This window comes from Pseudobacteroides cellulosolvens ATCC 35603 = DSM 2933 (genome assembly GCF_001262605.1).
GTDB classification, from domain to species: domain Bacteria; phylum Bacillota; class Clostridia; order Acetivibrionales; family DSM-2933; genus Pseudobacteroides; species Pseudobacteroides cellulosolvens.
Genome location: NZ_LGTC01000001.1, coordinates 5,211,687 through 5,229,307, shown reverse-complemented (window position 1 = coordinate 5,229,307; position 17,621 = coordinate 5,211,687). Strand labels below are relative to the sequence as shown.

Genomic DNA, 17,621 nt, shown 5'->3' with positions numbered 1-17,621 from the left:
CGAAGGAGTAGTTGTGTATGAAATATGACAAGGCATATCGTCTGGGTTTTTCCGATAAGGCAAAAGAAATTATGGAGCACCTGACTTTGGAAGAAAAAGTTTATCTGATGAGCGGACAGATGAGTCTTATGCAGGAAATGAAAAATATGGAGGAGGATCCGGATAACAAGCATTACAATTATTTTCCATATCCAGCTGGGGGAAATGAGGCCGCAGGGATTCCACCCATGCTATTCTGCGATGGACCTCGAGGTGTTGTTTGCGGCAACGGAAAGACTACCTGCTTCCCTGTTTCAATGTTGAGGGGTGCTAGCTTTGACACTGAACTGGAAGAGAAGATCGGGCATGCCATAGGCAAAGAGATTCGTGCATTCGGAGGCAACCTATTTGGCGGCGTGTGCATCAATCTACCATACAACCCCGGCTGGGGACGAAGTCAGGAAACCTATGGGGAGGAATCGTTTCATTTGGGTCAGATGGGTTCTGCCATGGTACGTGGAGTGCAGGAAGAGGGTGTGATTGCCTGCGTCAAGCATTATGCTTTCAATCAAATGGAAAATGCCCGCTTTAAGGTCAGCGTGGAGTGCAACAAGCGGACTGAGCGGGAAGTATATCTTTCTCATTTCAAGGACTGCATCGAAGCAGGTGCGGCAAGTGTGATGAGTGCATATAATCTTTATAAAGGTATACACTGCGGGCATCATGACTATTTACTAAACAAAGTACTGAAAGAAGAATGGGACTTTGACGGATTTGTAATGAGCGATTTCTACTGGGGTGTGAAGGATACCATTGAGGCAGCTAATGGCGGTCAAAATATTGAAATGGCACATACCCAGTACTTTGGAGATAAACTGGTTAAGGCAGTGAAGGACGGGCTGGTTCAGGAGGAAAAGATCAATGATGCTGCACTTCGCATCATCCGCACTTTGCTTGCATTTGCCAGTCAGCACAGGAACCAGGCATTGGATGAATCTGTACTGGCATGCAAAGAGCATATTGCTCTTGCACTGGAAAGTGCCGAAAAGGGAATTACGCTGCTTCAGAATAAATCTGATGTGCTGCCGCTTGATAGAACTAGGATAAAGAAGCTGCTTGTGTTGGGTAAACTCGGCGAGCTTGAACCCATTGGTGACCATGGCTCTAGTTGGGTACGACCGCCATATGTTGTTTCGCCCATTAAGGGAATACAGATGGCTGCACCTCAGTGTGAAGTGATCTATGACCGTGGAGAGGATTTGGAACATGCAAGGAAACTTGCTGCTGAAGTGGATGCTGTGGTCTTTGTTGTAGGATACAATCATCTTGATGAGGGTGAATTCGTATCAGCAGATGAGGCAGAAGGTTATACTGGTTCTATGGGCGGTGATCGCCGATTTTCGCTGGGATTACATCAGAATGAAATTGATCTGATAAAAACAGTCGGACCTGTAAACCGGAATTCTGCAGCAGTTCTAATCGGTGGAAACATGATCATGATAACAGAGTGGAAGGACAGTGTTAATGCCATACTAATGGCGTATTATCCCGGCATGGAAGGCGGAAGGGCACTTGGTGAAATACTGTTCGGAGATGTGAATCCAAGCGGAAAGCTGCCATTCGTGCTGCCTTATAAAGAAAGTGATCTACCGCAGGTAGACTGGAATGCCACCAAACAGCATTATGATTACTATCATGGCTACGCAAAGCTTGAAAAGGAAGGCGTTAGGCCTCTCCTGCCATACGGATTTGGACTTTCATATACTACCTTCGATATTTCAGAAGCAGCTTTTTCAGCAGATGATGAAAAACTGACAGCCAAATGCAAAGTTAAAAATACAGGTACTCGGAAAGGTACAGAAGTGATACAGATGTATGTGGGATTCAAAAATTCATCCATAGACCGGCCTGTAAAGCTGCTTCGTGGTTTTACCCGTGTGGAACTTATTCCCGGTGAGGAAAAGGAAATAACTTTGTCCTGCCCCAAAAGCAAGCTGTATTACTTTGATGAGATGACCGGACACATGAAACTTGAGCATATGACATATCAGATGTATGTAGGAACAAGCTCGTCAGATGAAGACCTCATCATGGGGAGTATAACACTTTAAGGGTTGGTTTCATAAATCTCACAGCCCAAATATTGAAGCCAAAGAAACCAAGTGAAAGAAGTCCTTGGATTCTTTGGCTTTCATCAATTGGACTCCTCTATTCTTTTGTGAATATAAAAATTCTATATTTTAATAGGTTAAGTTTAATTCAAAAAATGTCGAAAATGTGCTATATTAAATTGAATGATAATTCTAATGATGAAGGGTATGTTTATAGGAATGAAGAAAAGTTCAAAAGTAAGAAAGAATAGTGTCAGGGTCAATCGAAACTTCTTTATTTTTCAAGGTATTATGATATTGCTTTTGCTGTATCTTACTTGGGGTTCTTGGACAAAATTTATTATTTTTATTATTTTGGAAATGACAGCATATTGTGCTTTTGTATATTATTTGCTAGCAAAGCAAGCCAAGAAAAAGAATAAGGTAAAAAGTAAATGTTCGAAAGAAATATATAAAAAAGCAAAGAGTAACACTAGGGAGATAGTTGAATTAGATGAAAACAAAGGATTAAGAAGAGTGAGTAAAAATTTTAACTGGGAGATTTCAGATCACAGTCAGGAGCAGGAAGCTATAGCTTATTCCGGCTATTCTCCAAGTACAACGAATAGAAATGCTGAAACGTCAAACCTGCTTAATTCTGAGCGTGCTTGTGTAAAAGACTCAAAAAAATATGCATCTAGAGAAGAAATTAAAAAATTTGTACCTTATCGATCACCTTTTGAACCTATTCGCCCAAAGGTAGAAGAACAAGAGGCTGAGACTGATAAAGCAAGTGAACTTATACAAGCTGAGGTGCAGGATACTGAAGAGTTCAAAGTTGAAATTACAGAATGTAAAGAAGAGAAAATGGAAGACATCATAGAAGACAACATAGAAGCCGATATGGATGACACCATAGAAGACAACATAGAAGCCGATATGGATGACATTATAGAATACAACATAGATGGCAACATGGAAGATAATGAGGGATTTGAAGAGAAAAGGTCTATTACACTTACTAAAGTAGGTAATAAAGTAATAACTGATTCCAAACCGGCTGGTCATAGTGTAGAACTTCGTTCCACGCCATGCATCCCGGTTGTTCGTGTTGATCCTCAGCACTGCCAGCCGTGTGTCCCTACTGGTCGTGTAGACTCTCAACAGAGCTCGCCATGCTTCACAGTTCGGTCTGGAAAAATGAGACTGGATATGGACCAATATGAACCTCCGGTTGAACTCCTTAGAAAAAATGAAGTATTGGATTATGACGAAGAAACCGAGGCTTATATTGAATATAACTCACATAAACTAATTGATACATTAGCAAGTTTTGGGGTTGGTGCCAAAGTTTTAAATGTGAGCAAGGGACCTACAGTCACTCGCTATGAGCTGCAGCCCAATGCAGGGGTTAAAGTCAGTAAAATAGTAAATCTAGCCGATGATATTGCACTAAATCTTGCGGCAACAGGCGTGAGAATAGAAGCACCTATTCCAGGTAAAGCAGCTATTGGAATTGAAATACCTAATAAGAAAAATGTGGCTGTATTTCTTCGGGATGTTATTGAGACGGAAGCGTTTCGGAAGTATGCTTCCAAGCTTGCATTTGCAGTGGGAAAGGATATCGCAGGAAATGTTGTGGTTGGGGATATTGCAAAAATGCCGCACCTCTTAATTGCAGGTGCTACCGGGTCTGGGAAGAGCGTTTGTATTAATACGCTGATTATCAGTATTTTATATAAGGCATCCCCAGCAGAAGTACGTCTTCTTATGGTAGATCCAAAAGTAGTTGAACTTGGTATCTATAACGGCATTCCTCATCTCCTTATTCCTGTGGTTACTGATCCTAAAAAAGCATCAGGGGCACTTACCTGGGCAGTAACAGAAATGACAAATCGTTATCGGCTTTTTGCAGATAATAATGTTAGAGACTTAAAGGGCTATAATAGTATGATAAAGGAGAGGGGAGAAGGGGAAACTTTGCCTCAAATCGTTATCATCATTGATGAACTTGCAGATTTGATGATGGTGGCACCCAATGAGGTGGAGGATTCCATTTGCCGATTGGCACAAATGGCAAGGGCTGCAGGTATGCATTTGGTAATTGCAACACAGAGGCCTTCAGTTAACGTAATTACCGGTGTGATAAAAGCCAATATTCCTTCCAGAATTTCGTTTGCCGTTTCCTCGCAAATTGACTCCAGAACCATATTGGATATGGCTGGAGCAGAAAAACTCCTTGGCAGGGGAGATATGCTGTTTTATCCGCTAGGTCAGCCTAAACCTCTGAGAGTACAGGGAAGCTTTATTTCCGATAAGGAAGTAGAAAAATTTGTAACACATATCAAGTCGCTGCAGAGTGCAGAGTACGATGAGGAGATATTACAAAAAATAGAGAACCAAGCCACTGAAACGCTAAAACCGGATTCAAGCGGAGATGACGAATTGCTTCCGCAAGCTATCTTGATGGTTTTGGAATTGGGACAGGCTTCGGCATCATTGATACAACGAAAATTCAAAGTCGGATATTCAAGAGCTGCGAGGATTTTGGATCAAATGGAGGCATGGGGAGTAGTTAGTGCGTCGGATGGCAGCGGCAAACCAAGGCAAATCCTGATAACCAGGCAGGAGTGGATTGAGTTGAACGCATAAGGGTTATAGTGTGGAACTTTTGATATATCCCCAGTAGTTTTTTAAGAGGGTTTAAAAAATATTAGAAGCAGAAGTAGAAGGATCCATGAATACAAAATATACTACTGTGAGAAGTTCTGTTTTTACACATTACTCCTCACAGTTTTTATTTAGAATCTATAATTTTTCTGTAATAGTCCGTTTCAATAATTTTTGCAGAGTACTTAAATTTATCAGAGACAATTCTGTTTACTTCTTTAATATAATTGCTGTCAGTTTTAGAACCGTTAGTATATTCGATGGAATTTGAGGCTGTATTATATCTGGCTTTGTCGGTGATCCAGCTTCTGTTTGAAAAAATAACCAGAGGATCAGATTCAGACAAAATATCGGTACCCATAAGAAGGCGTGAGTCATAATCAAGTCCGAATAAATTTGATAGAGTGGGCATGATATCAAGGCTGGAGCATGGTTTATCTATAATAACGGTATCCATTCCCTTTTTCCAGAGAATAAATGTGCTTTTATACAATTCAAAATTATCTTCGACTTTATGGCCTGCAAGTTCATCGATATTTTCTTTTGGAAGGCCATAGGGATAGTGGTCGGGACTAATTGCAATTACAGTCTTGTCGGCAACACCGGCAGCTTCAAGCTTTTTCACAAGTGACTTCATGGCAAATTCAAGCTCTAGATTGCATGCGATGTATGCTTTGGATGTATCGGAATAGGGGAGATCCTTGACATATGATTTGTTTTTTCGTGCTATGTAGTTACCGCCGAAGCTGTAATTCAAGTGACCGCTGACAGTCATGTAGTAAGTGTGAAATGGCTTATCGCCAATATATTCAGCGGCTGTAACATCTATCATTTCAAGATCGGATTCGGGCCAGGTCTTTTTTATATTCAGTCCATTGCCTACTCCTTTGTAATCATAACCCATGTTTGGATGTGAAATATGCCTGTCATAATACTTATATGAATGGTTATGGTAAGCCTTCAAAGTATAACCCAGATTCTTAAACTGGTTGCCCATAACAAAGGGCATGTAGTTTTTTCCGGTACGGCTGAAGCTCCAGATACCTGATTTGGGTATGAGTCCTGTACAAGCAACGAATTCACCGTCAGAAGTGCTTACTTTCCATATTGGATTGTAGAAGTTGTTAAAAACAAACCCCTCTGTTGACATTTTATATAAGGTTGGAGTTAGTTCTGGGCTAATGGCGTAGGGAGAAAAGCCTTCTGCAGTTATAAGAATTAAATTATATCCTTTGAAAATTCCAGTATATTCGTTCTTTTTTGTAGGTACAACTGAAGAAAAATATTTATGCATATCAAGTAAAGTTTTATTCTTCTCATTTGAAATTATGGATTTGAAATCAATATCCAAAATATTAGCTTCATAGTGTGGTTCGGGGGTTGGAGTAATATCGGTGTATTTTACTTCAATACTAGGTGCAGGTGTTGCTTCAATCTCATATACAGCATTTGCAACAGATTTTCCAATAAAGCTGTATTCCAATACATTTTTTGGCTCATTGTTATCAAAACTTGGAATAAGCCTTTTTATATCTAGTTCCATTGTTGTCATGAGGCCTAATTTTTTTATGGACAACTCCGGTACGTAAGAGTCATAATACAGTGTGTATTGAGAAAAGGGATCTTCTTTGGTTAAGTTTATACAAATTACAGAAGTGACGCGACTGAGGATTAGAAATAACAATATAAAGCAAAAAGCACTTAACTTTAATCTTGCAACAGAAGCCTTCCTAAGAGTAAAGAACAAAACCAGCATGGGGATTAATAGCAGTATTATAGCAATAATGTTTTTTGAAATTGCAGTTGTAATAATTTCATTGAATTGAAGCACATCTCCTGCCCCTGTAAGCGAAAAAAGTGACAGAGGAGTTTTAAATACATCGTAATAAATAAGTTGAATACTATAGACAAGGATGAGAAGAGTTAGAAGTATCAGAGCTATTATTTTATTTGGCTTGGTCGGGAATAAGCTTGACAGTATAAATAGCACAGTACCGGCTGATAGAGAAAATAGTACCGTGAAGGCAAAGTCCGGGCTTAGGCCTCTAAATGTCCAAAGGCTGAAAATAAGCTCGAGATAATTTATTGTTATTATATAAAATAATAAAATCCAATATTTAGCGAAGAGTGCAAGAGCTGCCTTAATCTTGTTTATGATTAACGAATTCATTAATAATTACTTCCAATATGTATGAGTGAAGGCTAATAAAATTATTATACCGTGTATTCAAACAAAAATCGACATAAATATTTATTAATATGCTAAAATCAGACATGGTTAATTTCACCCGCAACTTTTATTTATAAGATTATATGATATAATTGTTATCGGGCAGTATCAATTGCAATAAAGTAAGGGGTAAAATATGTCAATAAATTACGTACAAGACATGACTTCTGGAAATGAAGTTAAACTTCTCATACGTTTTTCACTTCCGATGCTTATTGGAAATATATTTCAACAATTTTATAATCTGATTGACTCCATCGTTGTGGGAAAGTATATAGGTTCTAATGCATTAGCAGCAGTGGGTGCTACAGCTTCCTTGAATTTTCTTACTTTTTCCGTATGCTTGGGATTGTCAATTGGGATAGGAATAATTATTTCACAGTATTTTGGTGCAAAGAAGGAAGAAGATGTAAAAAGGGCTATTGGAAATTCAGTTTATGTTATAGCAATATCCGGAGTAATTATGAGTATATTGACTTCTTTATTTGCACGTCCGATTTTACTTATTATGCACACGCCGCCTGAAATTTTGGATGATGCCACTACATTTTTAAGAATAGTATCCGGCGGTATGATAGCAGTTGCAGCTTATAATGCTGTAGCATCCATACTCAGGGCTTTAGGAGATTCAAAGACGCCTCTGATTTTTTTAGTTTTATCCTGTGCAGTTAATGTTGTATTAGACCTATTGTTTGTCCTGAAGTTTGGATTTGGTGTAGCAGGGACGGCATTTGCCACTGTAATTTCCCAGGGGATGGCTGCATTGGGATGTATCATTTTTGCTATTATGAATAACCCATATTTCAGATTGAAGAAAGAACATATGAAAGTGAACTGGCCAATTATTGTTAATTGTATAAAGATAGGCATACCTGTAGCAATACAAAACTCTATGATTGCCGTATCGTTAGTAGCACTGCAGCGTGTTGCAAACGGCTTTGGAGAGGTAGCAGTTGCAGCCTATACGGCGACCAGCAGAATAGAACAGTTGATACAGCAGCCCTTTAATTCATTAGGTGCAGCCATGGCTACTTTTGCAGGACAGAATATGGGAGCTAATAAGCTGGAACGGGTGAGAAAGGGTTACCATAAAAGTATTTTAATAGTAGCTGTATTTAGCCTTATGGCACTTTTGGCAGCTCAGCTTGGAGGACATGCCATTATGAAGATATTTGTAAATGATGAACCCGTAATTGGACTTGGAGCTAAGGCACTTAAGATTACCAGCTGCATGTACTTTACCCTTGGAATGATTTATATTACAAGAGGACTGTTGAATGGCACAGGAGATGCATTTTATGCAATGATTAACGGCATGGTGGAAGTTGTAGGAAGAGTCGGATTTTCAAGTGTCTTGGCTATGATTCCTGCTGTTGGAGTTTGGAGTATATGGGTCACCACCGGACTGACATGGGTTATTACAGCGGTTGCAAGTGTTATACGGTATAAGCAAGGTAAATGGGAAAATAAATCATTAGTTATATCTGAAAATTTATCATAAGCTGTTCAAATAATAAAATTCATAAGTAATGTATATGAATGCAGCATCATTAAATTCTTCAGTAGGTGGATCTTATTCCAGAAGAGCAGGTTATAGCAGAAATATTAAAACTATGATAATATTACAGGAGAAGTTGGTTATTGAAGGAGGAGTCAGGAAGATCATGGCAAATAGAAATTATCCGTTATATGAAACTACTATCTTTGAAGATTTCAGGATAATGACGGAAAATGTTGCTAAGAAATATCCGGACAGAATTGCTATTTCATATAAAAAAAATCCACGGGATAAAGATACTGCGAAGGTAACCTACCTGGAAACAAGAGATAACATCCGAAATATGGGAACAGAGCTGATTTTCATGGGATGCAGGGATAAGCATGTTGCGTTGATCGGAGAGAGTTCATATGATTGGATTTGTTCCTACTTCAGCCTTATGGCTATTGGAGCAGTAGTTGTACCTATCGATATAAACTTACCTGTTGATGAAATTGCAGGAACCATGAACACAGCAGAATGTGAATTTCTATTTTACAGCACGACTATTGAAGCTAAAATTAAAGAGCTGCGTGAGAAAATTCCATGCCTTAAAACCTGTATCTGCATGGGCGAGTCAAAAAATGTGGATGTCTATAACCTATCTGATGTTGTGCTAAAAGGAGGAGAACGTTTTAAAAGCGGTGATAACTCATACTATGATTACAAAATCGACAGTGAGCGGCTTGCTACCATTGTATTTACTTCAGGTACCACAGGCAAGGGAAAAGGAGTTATGCTATCTCAGAAGAATATAGTTACAGATATGACACAGGGAATGTATAACTTTGCCATTTCCCCCAAAACCATGAATGTGCTTCCTCCGCATCATACTTTTGGTTCAACTGTAAATTTTGTAGGGCATTTTTCACAAGGTTCTGAGATTTATATTTCCAGTGGTCTAAAGTACATTGCAAACGAAATGACGGAGCAGCAGCCAATACACTTGGTACTGGTACCTTTATTCGTAGAAAATATGTTTAAGAAAGTTTGGGCGGGTGCTGAAAAAAGTGGTAAGGCAAGAACCTTACGCAGAATGATGAAGCTAAGCAACTTTTTAAGAAAGTTTGGCATTGATCTGCGTCGTAAGTTTTTTAAGAGTATATTGGATTCCTTTGGAGGCAAGCTTGAAATGATTATATGCGGCGGTGCCAGCCTGAACCAGGATATTATCGATACTTTTGATGCTATCGGTATTACTATCCTAAACGGATATGGTATCACTGAATGTGCTCCGCTGATTTCGTGCAACAGGAACAAATATCAGAAAAGGGGAAGCGTTGGTATTCCCATCATCGGTGAATTGGTAAAAATCAAGGACCCTGATGAAAACGGTGAAGGCGAAATATGTGTCAAAGGCCCTAATGTTATGCTGGGTTATTACAAAGATCCTAAAGCAACCGCTGAGGCCTTTGATGAAGAGGGATATTTTAAAACAGGAGATTATGGAAAGCTGGATGAAGAGGGATGGATTTACATTACTGGAAGAATGAAAAATCTCATTATTTTAAGCAACGGAAAAAATGTATATCCTGAAGAAATTGAAAATGAAATCTCCAGAGTCTTTGGTGTGTCAGAGGTTATTGTTTACGCAGGAGAAAGCAAGACACAGAAAGAGGTTATTGTTGCTGAGATTTTTCCTGACTTTGAAGCATTGAAAACAAGAGGAATAGAAGATGTTAACGGTTATTTCAATGAGGAGATAAAGAAGGTAAACGGCAGAATGGTTTCATATAAAGCTGTTAAAATGGTTAAAATTCGCCAGGAGGAATTTAAAAAGAATACATCTAAAAAAATACTTCGTTTTGCTATTGATAAAAGCTTGCCTGTGGTAGACTCGGATACCTAAAATTTTAAGGCTCCTGAATAGTTTGGAGTAGTTTAGAATAGTATGTTTAGATGCCAACCATACATATAACTTTACAGTTCGGTATCTATAGCAAAAGGCTCGCAAGTTAATACTACCTCAGAAGCAGATGTTTTTTCGTAAAAAAAGCCGGATACAACAAAGTATTCGGCTTTATCATAGCAAGCAGTAAACAAATTCAATCTTTGGTTTTATCCTCAGGTTTATCAGGTATTTCCTCATTGAGCTCCTTGGAAAATTCTTCAGATAATCTGGGCTTGTATCTTACATGATTTAGGATATTGCCTGAACTATTGTTCTTACGTAAACTAAAATATCTCATTGCCATGTAGATTGATAAGTACAAAGCTACTATAATTATCCCTGCAATTAAGCCTGATGTTTGACCAGGTATAAACGGCATGCTTAAAATTGCAATAATTATACTTATCAAACCAATCCAGGAGGTAAATGGATAACCAGGCATTTGGCATTTTCCTTCCGGCGGGCACCCATTCATTTTACGGAACCTTATATGGGTCGCCATTATAGCTCCATAGGTAAACAATAAAGCGAAGCCTCCGGAGCTTACCAGGAATAAATAAACTCTGGGCAGCATAAGGCCCAGACCTAGTCCTGCAAGCATGGCAAAACCTGAAAACAATATTCCGTGAAACGGAACATTGCTGTTGTCTTTCAGCCAATTAGGTGCATGGTTTTCATCTGCAAGGGAGCGTATCATTCTTCCCAGCCCGAACATGGCTGCCAGCATGGTAGAAAGTATAGCTGTAATCAGTACAATATTTATAACTGTACCGGCCCATCCTATTCCATGTTTATTAAGTGCTGTTACCATAGGACTTGCGTTTTCACTGAGTTCTGCTGTAGAAACCAATGGAAGGATTGCAAAAATCGAAAAAATATATAATCCGACCAGAGATATAACTGTATATTTTATTGCTTTGGGAACTGTTTTTATAGGGTTTGATGCTTCTGAAGCAGCCAATCCAATTATTTCAAAACCTGCATAAGATAGTATGACTATTACCATGCTTCCTGCAACGCCTTTTATGCCTGCCGGAAATAAAGATTCCCGAGCTAATTCTCCTGCACCGATTACTTGGGTTTTCGGAAATACTCCTGTTATTAATAATATTGCCAAGATTATAAAAGAAACTAATGCTAATACCTTTACTGAGGCGAGGCCGCTTTCAAGCTTACTTAATTTATCAGCTCCCAAAAGATTTAGCAGTGTAACACCAATTATAACCAAGCTTCCAAGAAGAGCTATGGATATATTGGGTATCCATCCACGAACCATTAATGAAACAGCAATAGCTTCACTGGACATAGCCAGGACCATTCCGGTCCAGTACACCCATCCGACTACAAATCCTGCACCATTTCCAAATGTCTGTGTCGCATAGGTTCGAAAGGAGCCTGCATCAGGATTTGCCACTGTCATCTCAGATAGAGCAGTAAGTATAAAGTATACCAATATGCCACCCAGAATATATGATATTAGAATAGAAGGTCCTGCTGAATGTATGGATACCGCTGAACCAAGAAAAAATGAACCTCCTATAACAGTTCCAAGCGCCATCATTGTAAGCTGCACAGATGACAATCCAGCATGTTTTTTTGCCATTGTTTTTACCTCTTTCTTTGTATATAAATCGTTCATTATTATGTTTTTCAGTTGTTTAAGTATTATACTAGTGTATGATTAAAATGCCTTGCTGAAAATATGAAAAAAATCCAAAAGAAGTGTTGCTTGAGCAACAAAACACTTCTTTTGGAATCAGATTATACAAATTTACCGTTATATGAATTTACATTAGTCTGGAGTGTATGCTGGCTTTGACATATTGTTTTTCTTGAAGATAAATAATTTTTGCACAGAATAACTCAATATAAAGAGTGTTATTTCAGTCAAAAGCTTTGCTAATACATCCGATACGTATAATACATTTATCAATAATGCTATAAGGCTATAGTTCAGGAACATTATAACTGCCACTAATCCGAAATACTTAGATGCCGATTGCATATTTGAAACATTCTTTGCTCGAAAAACAAAAAATCTGTTTACTAAATAATTGAAAACTGAACTGATGACCCTTGCTGTTACAACGCTCCAAAACAAGTTGCCTGTGAGCCCTTGAAATACAAACAGTAAAATAAAATCAAGAAAAGCAGAGGTTAAAGATGAACTGCAAAACCTTATAAGTGGCATCAATACAAGGATGGAATCCTTAATGGGCCTAAAGTGTGTTCCATTGTTATCATCATAAATTGTTGATATTGGAACCTGTTTTATAGTAATACCATCTTCCTTTGCGTTCAAAAGCAAATTGAGCTCATATTCAAATCGGCTGCCTTTTACTGAGCCCAGCCATGAAAGAAGGCGGGAAGGATATCCTCGAAGGCCAGTCTGCGTATCGGTTATGGCGATTCCAGTTACAAGTTTGAAGAAAAAAGCAGATACATTGTTACCTAATCTGCTTTTGAATGGTACCTTACCATCAAATTGTCTGATCCCCAATACCATTTCATTTTTTTCAGTATCAATTGTATTGGCTATTTTGATGATATCGTCTATTGAGTGCTGACCGTCGGAATCAGCACAAACCAATGGCTCAGAAGCGGAATCTAACAATTGGTAGGCAAAGCCGGTCCTCAAGGATTCTCCTTTACCTCTGTTTTTTATATGATGCAATACTGTGCATCCATAGTACTCTGTTTTTTTAAAAATGTGTTGAAAGTGTTTTCCGCTTCCGTCATCAATAATTAAAATCTTATAATCTGTTTTCTCTTTGAGTTTTACAACTAGACTAAGCAGTTTTTCAGTAGGTTCATATGCTGGTATCAAAATAGTCATTGTAATCCCTCTTTTCTATTTTGATATATACAAAATATCGCTTGTACCACGTTCACGGCCCTTCCCAAGAGGATTGTTGACTACCTTGTCCATAAATACCATTTCAGATGATCCTCCTCCATCGATGTTATAAGCAATTGTGCACCCAAGACTCTTAAAGATTTGTGCGAATTCTGTAATTGTTACACCTTTTGAATAGCCCGACTTCTTCCGTCAGCTACTATAAAGATAAAATGGTTCTTATCAATAATCCCTATTCCGGTTCTCGGCTGTTCACCTTGTATGGAATGATTACCAAAGTTTGTGTCTACTTCAACACTGTTAATGCCGGAAATTATATTTCCATTCTCAAGAAGTGCTGGCCCAAAAGACAGAGTGTTCCAAACGCTATCTGCAAGAAGCTGCTCGCCTGATGTACTGGTTTCATCATAGACCTTCATGCTGCCGTCTTTATAGAGTGCAAGACCTTGCCTTGCTGGAGAATTTCGGTAAAGCACACCATTTCGGATGATAATTCCATCATTTCGAAACCCGTAATAATCACCGTTAATGGCAAAAGCTGCATTGTTATTTGAGGCGATCACTGTTGGAACCTGAATGATGTTTGTGCCAAATTTATCTTTTGCGAAAGCTGATTTAAGCAAAGTGGCATCTGCCAACTGAATATCCGATATAAAATACACTAATTGATCTGAACCGGAACCCGTAACTACCTTTTGAATGGTTATTGCCTTATTATCACTCTTGTAGCTCATATCCGTTGTAGTATAGGTTTCCGAACTTGTGTTAATGCTTCTTGTGCTGTTGACTGCTATATCTGTAAGATTGGAAGTACTCAAATCCACCTCAACATGCTCAATCAAATAGCGGTCAGCTGCTTTGTAAGCTGTAACTCCTGCGATGATGAAAAATACTGCTAATGAACAGGTAATCCATTTTCTTTTTTTAGAGATCTTTAGTTTCATTGCATTCACCTCATTGGCTTTGAATTTAACACATTACTGCGGCGGCTGCATTCGACTTCCAGGTTTTCTCCCACCACGGCCGCCAAAACCGCCAGGACCCCTGCTTTGATTAGTGGTTTCACCGGATTCATTTAAATAGGTTACTGCATTTTTTGGCGTAAAAGTCACGATTTTCGAGCTGCCGCTGTACAATGTATAAGTTGAACCGGTTTTAAGGCCGGGAGCAGAAATTGCGACTGAAGCGTACTGCTTTGCAGGAGTAGTACTTACTATAACTTTACCATTACTGTCTTTCAAAGTGATCGCTGTTCCTGCTTCTTGTATGGAACTGTAGTACATAAGAATTGAAGCTTGTGTTGAGCTGGTATCAGGAACTTGAGCCATTCCTGAGCTTCCTGATGCAACGATTGTGCCTGTGCTTATGGAAAAGTTGCCGTTATAATCAATTGCTGCATTACCATCATTTGTGGGACCTTCTACATAAACACTTCCGCCTATCATGTTGATTGAGCCATTTGAATCTGTTCCATCGCCGCCTGCATTCATATGGACATTACCGCCGTTGATAGTCAAAAATCCAGATTCGTTGTTGACATTAAAACCATCGTCGCTTGACGTTAGTCTGATTTCTCCACTATTGATGGTTATGTTTTGACCTTCTATAGCTTCATAGCTGTTTTTAATTTCGATGATCTTACCAGCAATTGTTACATTGGTACTGGAGTGAATACCATCATCCCCTGACTCAAGCGTGAGGGTACCTCCGCCAATCTCAATACTGCCATTGCTGTTAATAGCATCTTCATATGAGGAAACTGTAAATGCACCATTCTTTATTGCAATACTGCCTGCTTTTAGTCCTTTCATACTTTCTTTGTTTGTTGAGGCTGTATCTTGTGTGGAGGCTTGATCAAAATGTCCTCCAGGGCCGCCAAAGCCAAATTTGTCACCGCTCTTTATACTTTTACCGGGATAACCGCCGCCGGAAGTTAAATTAAATATGCCGTCATTAATTTGCAAAGCGGCAAATGCATCGATGGCATCCTTTGCAGAGGTAATTTTAAAAGTACCGTTTTCAATTGCGATATTGCCCTTTTCAGCTTCAGTATCATTAGTGGAACGCAAACCATCTTTACCTGCATCTATGGTGATGTTACCTTTTTGAACTGCCAGCAGGTCTTTACCTACAATACCATCACCTTTTGATTTGATAATCAGTGTTCCATCAGTTATCTTTATCTTATCTTTGCTTGTAATACCATCGTTAAAGTCACTTGTAACATTAAGTACACCACTTCCGCTTATGGTCAGATCTGACTTTGAGAAAACTGCAGCAGAAGGCTCTCCATTTTGATCTGCAACAGAACCGCTTCCTTGATAAATAGTGTTTTGTGTACCGTTTTCCAGTAGTAGTACAACTTTTTTCGCATCTTTGATATTTATTGGGGCACTTTTTGAAGAAGATATTTTAGCATTATTAAGTATAATATACACAATACCTTTATCAATTGATTTGTCTACGTTTACTATGAGGCTTCCATCGTTTAGTGTGCCTGTAACTTCATAAATTCCGCTTTTTGTGATATTTGCAGAGCCACTATTAAGGTTGGTGGTTTGATAGCTTTGGCTTCTCCAATCCACATAATAATCTTCGCTTTCATACTTTACCGAAACTGCTTTTATTGGAGATGTACTGCTGCTTGCAGTCGAGCTGACAGCTTTTATAGTATTATCTGAATTACTTGCAGCAACTTTTGTTTCAGTACTTTCATTGGAAGAACATGCTGCAAACATTACAATGCTTATAATAAGCAGCGGTACTAAAAAAAATCTGTTTTTATATTTCATAATAGGGGCTCCTTTCGATTGTTGGTTAAAATTATAGGCATCTTTCCACTTAGTCATATTTGTTTTCTTACTACATAAAAATCTATTAATTTTTATTTACATATTCATTTTAACAAACAATAGGGGTATTAATCTCCGCAAAACTGTGGCGGAATTTTCGCAGAGTTTTTGAATTTATGAGAGAATAAAATATTAAATGTGGACTATCGATTTAAAATGTAGTTGTGTTAAAAAATAAAAGTAAGTATACTTTGTCGCAAAAAATAAAGCGGCCTAACTTTTTAGGTTAAGCCACTTTTAAGATGTTAATTGCTTATTTAAATTTAAACTGCTTTATTTTTTAATATCTATGCTTTTCGCAATAATTACAAACATCTCTGCTCTGCTGATATTATTGGCAGGTTTTATGGTATTATCCTTATAACCAGTAATAATACCCAGCTCAAATGCTTTCTGTATATAATTTTTTGCCCAGGGTGCAATAGAATTTCCGTCCTTAAATAACGTGAGTTCGATAAAATAAGTGCCATAATTAACCATACTCATAGATTATAATTAAGTAAGGCTTTAGTTTCTTGAATTCTGAAGCCTTTTTATTATGAAAAGCAACCTTAGAGTGTGGCAACAAGAATGCTTTTACTAAACTTTAAGCTTGGTTTGCTCGGCAAAAAGCTATACGCAGCAATACCAGCTACAACATTAGTTAAAAAGTTTGTAAAGCTTCTATGCCTAGTATGTTCAATCTGGCAAGTATTTTTCAGAAAATCATTTATTGTCTCAATAAGAGCTCGCTTTCTGAGTAGAAGCTTTTCTTCTATATCAATTAGCTTATTTTTCATGTTCTTTTTTATCTTGGTTATTAGCTTTATCCCTCGATCATACAACTTTTTAAACAAAGGCTGTGATAAATAGCCCTTATCTCCAAAAAGTTTTCCAAATAGATCTTTTGTAAGTATATCTATCACCTTTGAGTCTCTATCGTCTGTATCACCTGGTGTTAAAAAGAACGATAAAATTTCTCCTATTTCATTTACTACAATGTGCAGCTTAAACCCGTAGAACCAACCTGTAGAAGATTTACCTCTCTGAGCAATATCTTTAAAAACTTTGTGAGAGTGAATCCTCCTGTTATCACAAACATCTAATGTCGTAGAGTCAATAAAGGAAATTCCTGTTGTCTTGCCTAGTCTAAACTTTTGTGTGTATAATATTAATGGAATTAGTGCTTGCTGCATTAACTCTACAAACCTTGTATAACTTACAAGGCTCGTAAAGTACCCACTTAATCTTTTACAAACAAATTCTTTATAATAATGCTTAAAGTTTCTATAACTCGAATGATGAAAATATATTGTTATTGTTATTACTTCACTTAGTGTCATCATTCTTGAAATGTTAAAGAGGTTAGGTTCCTTCAGTCTATTATCAGTAACCAAATGATGCTTTAAATAGTTGTTGAGCCTAATGCAAAAATCATCAGTATCGCAGAAAATTTTAATAAGTAAATCTTCCATGAAGCTCCATCTCCCTCTGTTAAATTTGTTTTGCCAACATTGATTATACAGATTCGGACAG

At 38.0% G+C, this 17,621-nt stretch carries 11 protein-coding genes and 1 pseudogene; 4 read left to right on the top strand and 8 right to left on the bottom strand.

Annotation, left to right across the window (positions count from 1 at the left end; all coding sequences use genetic code 11):
- Positions 1-17: 17 nt before the first annotated feature.
- Together Bccel_RS21615 and Bccel_RS32860 are read left to right on the top strand one after the other, a co-directional pair.
- Positions 18-2,090, top strand: coding sequence for a beta-glucosidase (locus Bccel_RS21615; protein ID WP_036944435.1), 2,073 nt, complete (start codon positions 18-20; stop codon positions 2,088-2,090).
- Positions 2,091-3,296: 1,206 nt separating this feature from the next.
- Positions 3,297-4,721 (top strand): annotated as a pseudogene (locus tag Bccel_RS32860) (DNA translocase FtsK); the annotation flags it as partial.
- A gap of 145 nt (positions 4,722-4,866) precedes the next feature.
- On the opposite strand, the gene Bccel_RS21605 reads toward Bccel_RS32860, so the two are convergent.
- Positions 4,867-6,909 (bottom strand): LTA synthase family protein, encoded by a 2,043-nt coding sequence (locus Bccel_RS21605; protein WP_081927110.1) that lies wholly within the window; start codon positions 6,907-6,909, stop codon positions 4,867-4,869.
- Between the two features lie 196 nt (positions 6,910-7,105).
- Between Bccel_RS21605 and Bccel_RS21600 the strand changes: the two genes are divergently transcribed.
- Positions 7,106-8,470 (top strand): MATE family efflux transporter, encoded by a 1,365-nt coding sequence (locus Bccel_RS21600; protein WP_036944437.1) that lies wholly within the window; start codon positions 7,106-7,108, stop codon positions 8,468-8,470.
- A 34-nt stretch (positions 8,471-8,504) separates the two neighbouring features.
- Positions 8,505-10,355, top strand: a complete 1,851-nt coding sequence (locus tag Bccel_RS21595; protein WP_036944441.1) for an AMP-dependent synthetase/ligase — start codon at positions 8,505-8,507, stop codon at positions 10,353-10,355.
- 196 nt (positions 10,356-10,551) lie between these two features.
- Here Bccel_RS21595 and Bccel_RS21590 read toward each other — a convergent pair whose 3' ends face one another.
- The 7 genes from Bccel_RS21590 to Bccel_RS21565 all read right to left on the bottom strand — a co-directional run bounded on the left by Bccel_RS21590 (position 10,552) and on the right by Bccel_RS21565 (position 17,560).
- Complete coding sequence (locus Bccel_RS21590) at positions 10,552-12,000, bottom strand: amino acid permease (RefSeq protein WP_036944444.1); 1,449 nt, start codon at positions 11,998-12,000, stop codon at positions 10,552-10,554.
- Positions 12,001-12,189: 189 nt separating this feature from the next.
- The gene (locus Bccel_RS21585) at positions 12,190-13,233 is read right to left on the bottom strand and encodes a bifunctional glycosyltransferase family 2/GtrA family protein (RefSeq protein ID WP_036944445.1); all 1,044 of its coding nucleotides are present in this window, start codon (positions 13,231-13,233) and stop codon (positions 12,190-12,192) included.
- Between the two features lie 15 nt (positions 13,234-13,248).
- Positions 13,249-13,371 (bottom strand): phosphodiester glycosidase family protein, encoded by a 123-nt coding sequence (locus Bccel_RS32200; RefSeq protein ID WP_276326244.1) that lies wholly within the window; start codon positions 13,369-13,371, stop codon positions 13,249-13,251.
- A 44-nt stretch (positions 13,372-13,415) separates the two neighbouring features.
- On the bottom strand, positions 13,416-14,198 hold the full coding sequence (locus tag Bccel_RS21580) for a phosphodiester glycosidase family protein (protein WP_276326231.1): 783 nt from the start codon (positions 14,196-14,198) through the stop codon (positions 13,416-13,418).
- Positions 14,199-14,231: 33 nt separating this feature from the next.
- The gene (locus Bccel_RS21575) at positions 14,232-16,046 is read right to left on the bottom strand and encodes a carbohydrate-binding domain-containing protein (protein ID WP_036944448.1); all 1,815 of its coding nucleotides are present in this window, start codon (positions 16,044-16,046) and stop codon (positions 14,232-14,234) included.
- Between the two features lie 333 nt (positions 16,047-16,379).
- Complete coding sequence (locus Bccel_RS21570) at positions 16,380-16,586, bottom strand: S-layer homology domain-containing protein (RefSeq protein ID WP_036944450.1); 207 nt, start codon at positions 16,584-16,586, stop codon at positions 16,380-16,382.
- 71 nt (positions 16,587-16,657) lie between these two features.
- Positions 16,658-17,560 (bottom strand): IS982 family transposase, encoded by a 903-nt coding sequence (locus tag Bccel_RS21565; protein WP_050753351.1) that lies wholly within the window; start codon positions 17,558-17,560, stop codon positions 16,658-16,660.
- Between the last annotated feature and the right edge of the window lie 61 nt (positions 17,561-17,621).

Coding starts and splice junctions, on each gene's coding strand:
- Bccel_RS21600 (WP_036944437.1), top strand. CDS start 7,106: ATGTCAATAAATTACGTACAAGACATGACTTCTGGAAATGAAGTTAAA.
- Bccel_RS21605 (WP_081927110.1), bottom strand. CDS start 6,909: ATGAATTCGTTAATCATAAACAAGATTAAGGCAGCTCTTGCACTCTTC.
- Bccel_RS21575 (WP_036944448.1), bottom strand. CDS start 16,046: ATGAAATATAAAAACAGATTTTTTTTAGTACCGCTGCTTATTATAAGC.
- Bccel_RS21590 (WP_036944444.1), bottom strand. CDS start 12,000: ATGGCAAAAAAACATGCTGGATTGTCATCTGTGCAGCTTACAATGATG.
- Bccel_RS21615 (WP_036944435.1), top strand. CDS start 18: ATGAAATATGACAAGGCATATCGTCTGGGTTTTTCCGATAAGGCAAAA.
- Bccel_RS21580 (WP_276326231.1), bottom strand. CDS start 14,198: ATGAAACTAAAGATCTCTAAAAAAAGAAAATGGATTACCTGTTCATTA.
- Bccel_RS21585 (WP_036944445.1), bottom strand. CDS start 13,233: ATGACTATTTTGATACCAGCATATGAACCTACTGAAAAACTGCTTAGT.
- Bccel_RS21570 (WP_036944450.1), bottom strand. CDS start 16,586: ATGGTTAATTATGGCACTTATTTTATCGAACTCACGTTATTTAAGGAC.
- Bccel_RS21595 (WP_036944441.1), top strand. CDS start 8,505: ATGAATGCAGCATCATTAAATTCTTCAGTAGGTGGATCTTATTCCAGA.
- Bccel_RS21565 (WP_050753351.1), bottom strand. CDS start 17,560: ATGGAAGATTTACTTATTAAAATTTTCTGCGATACTGATGATTTTTGC.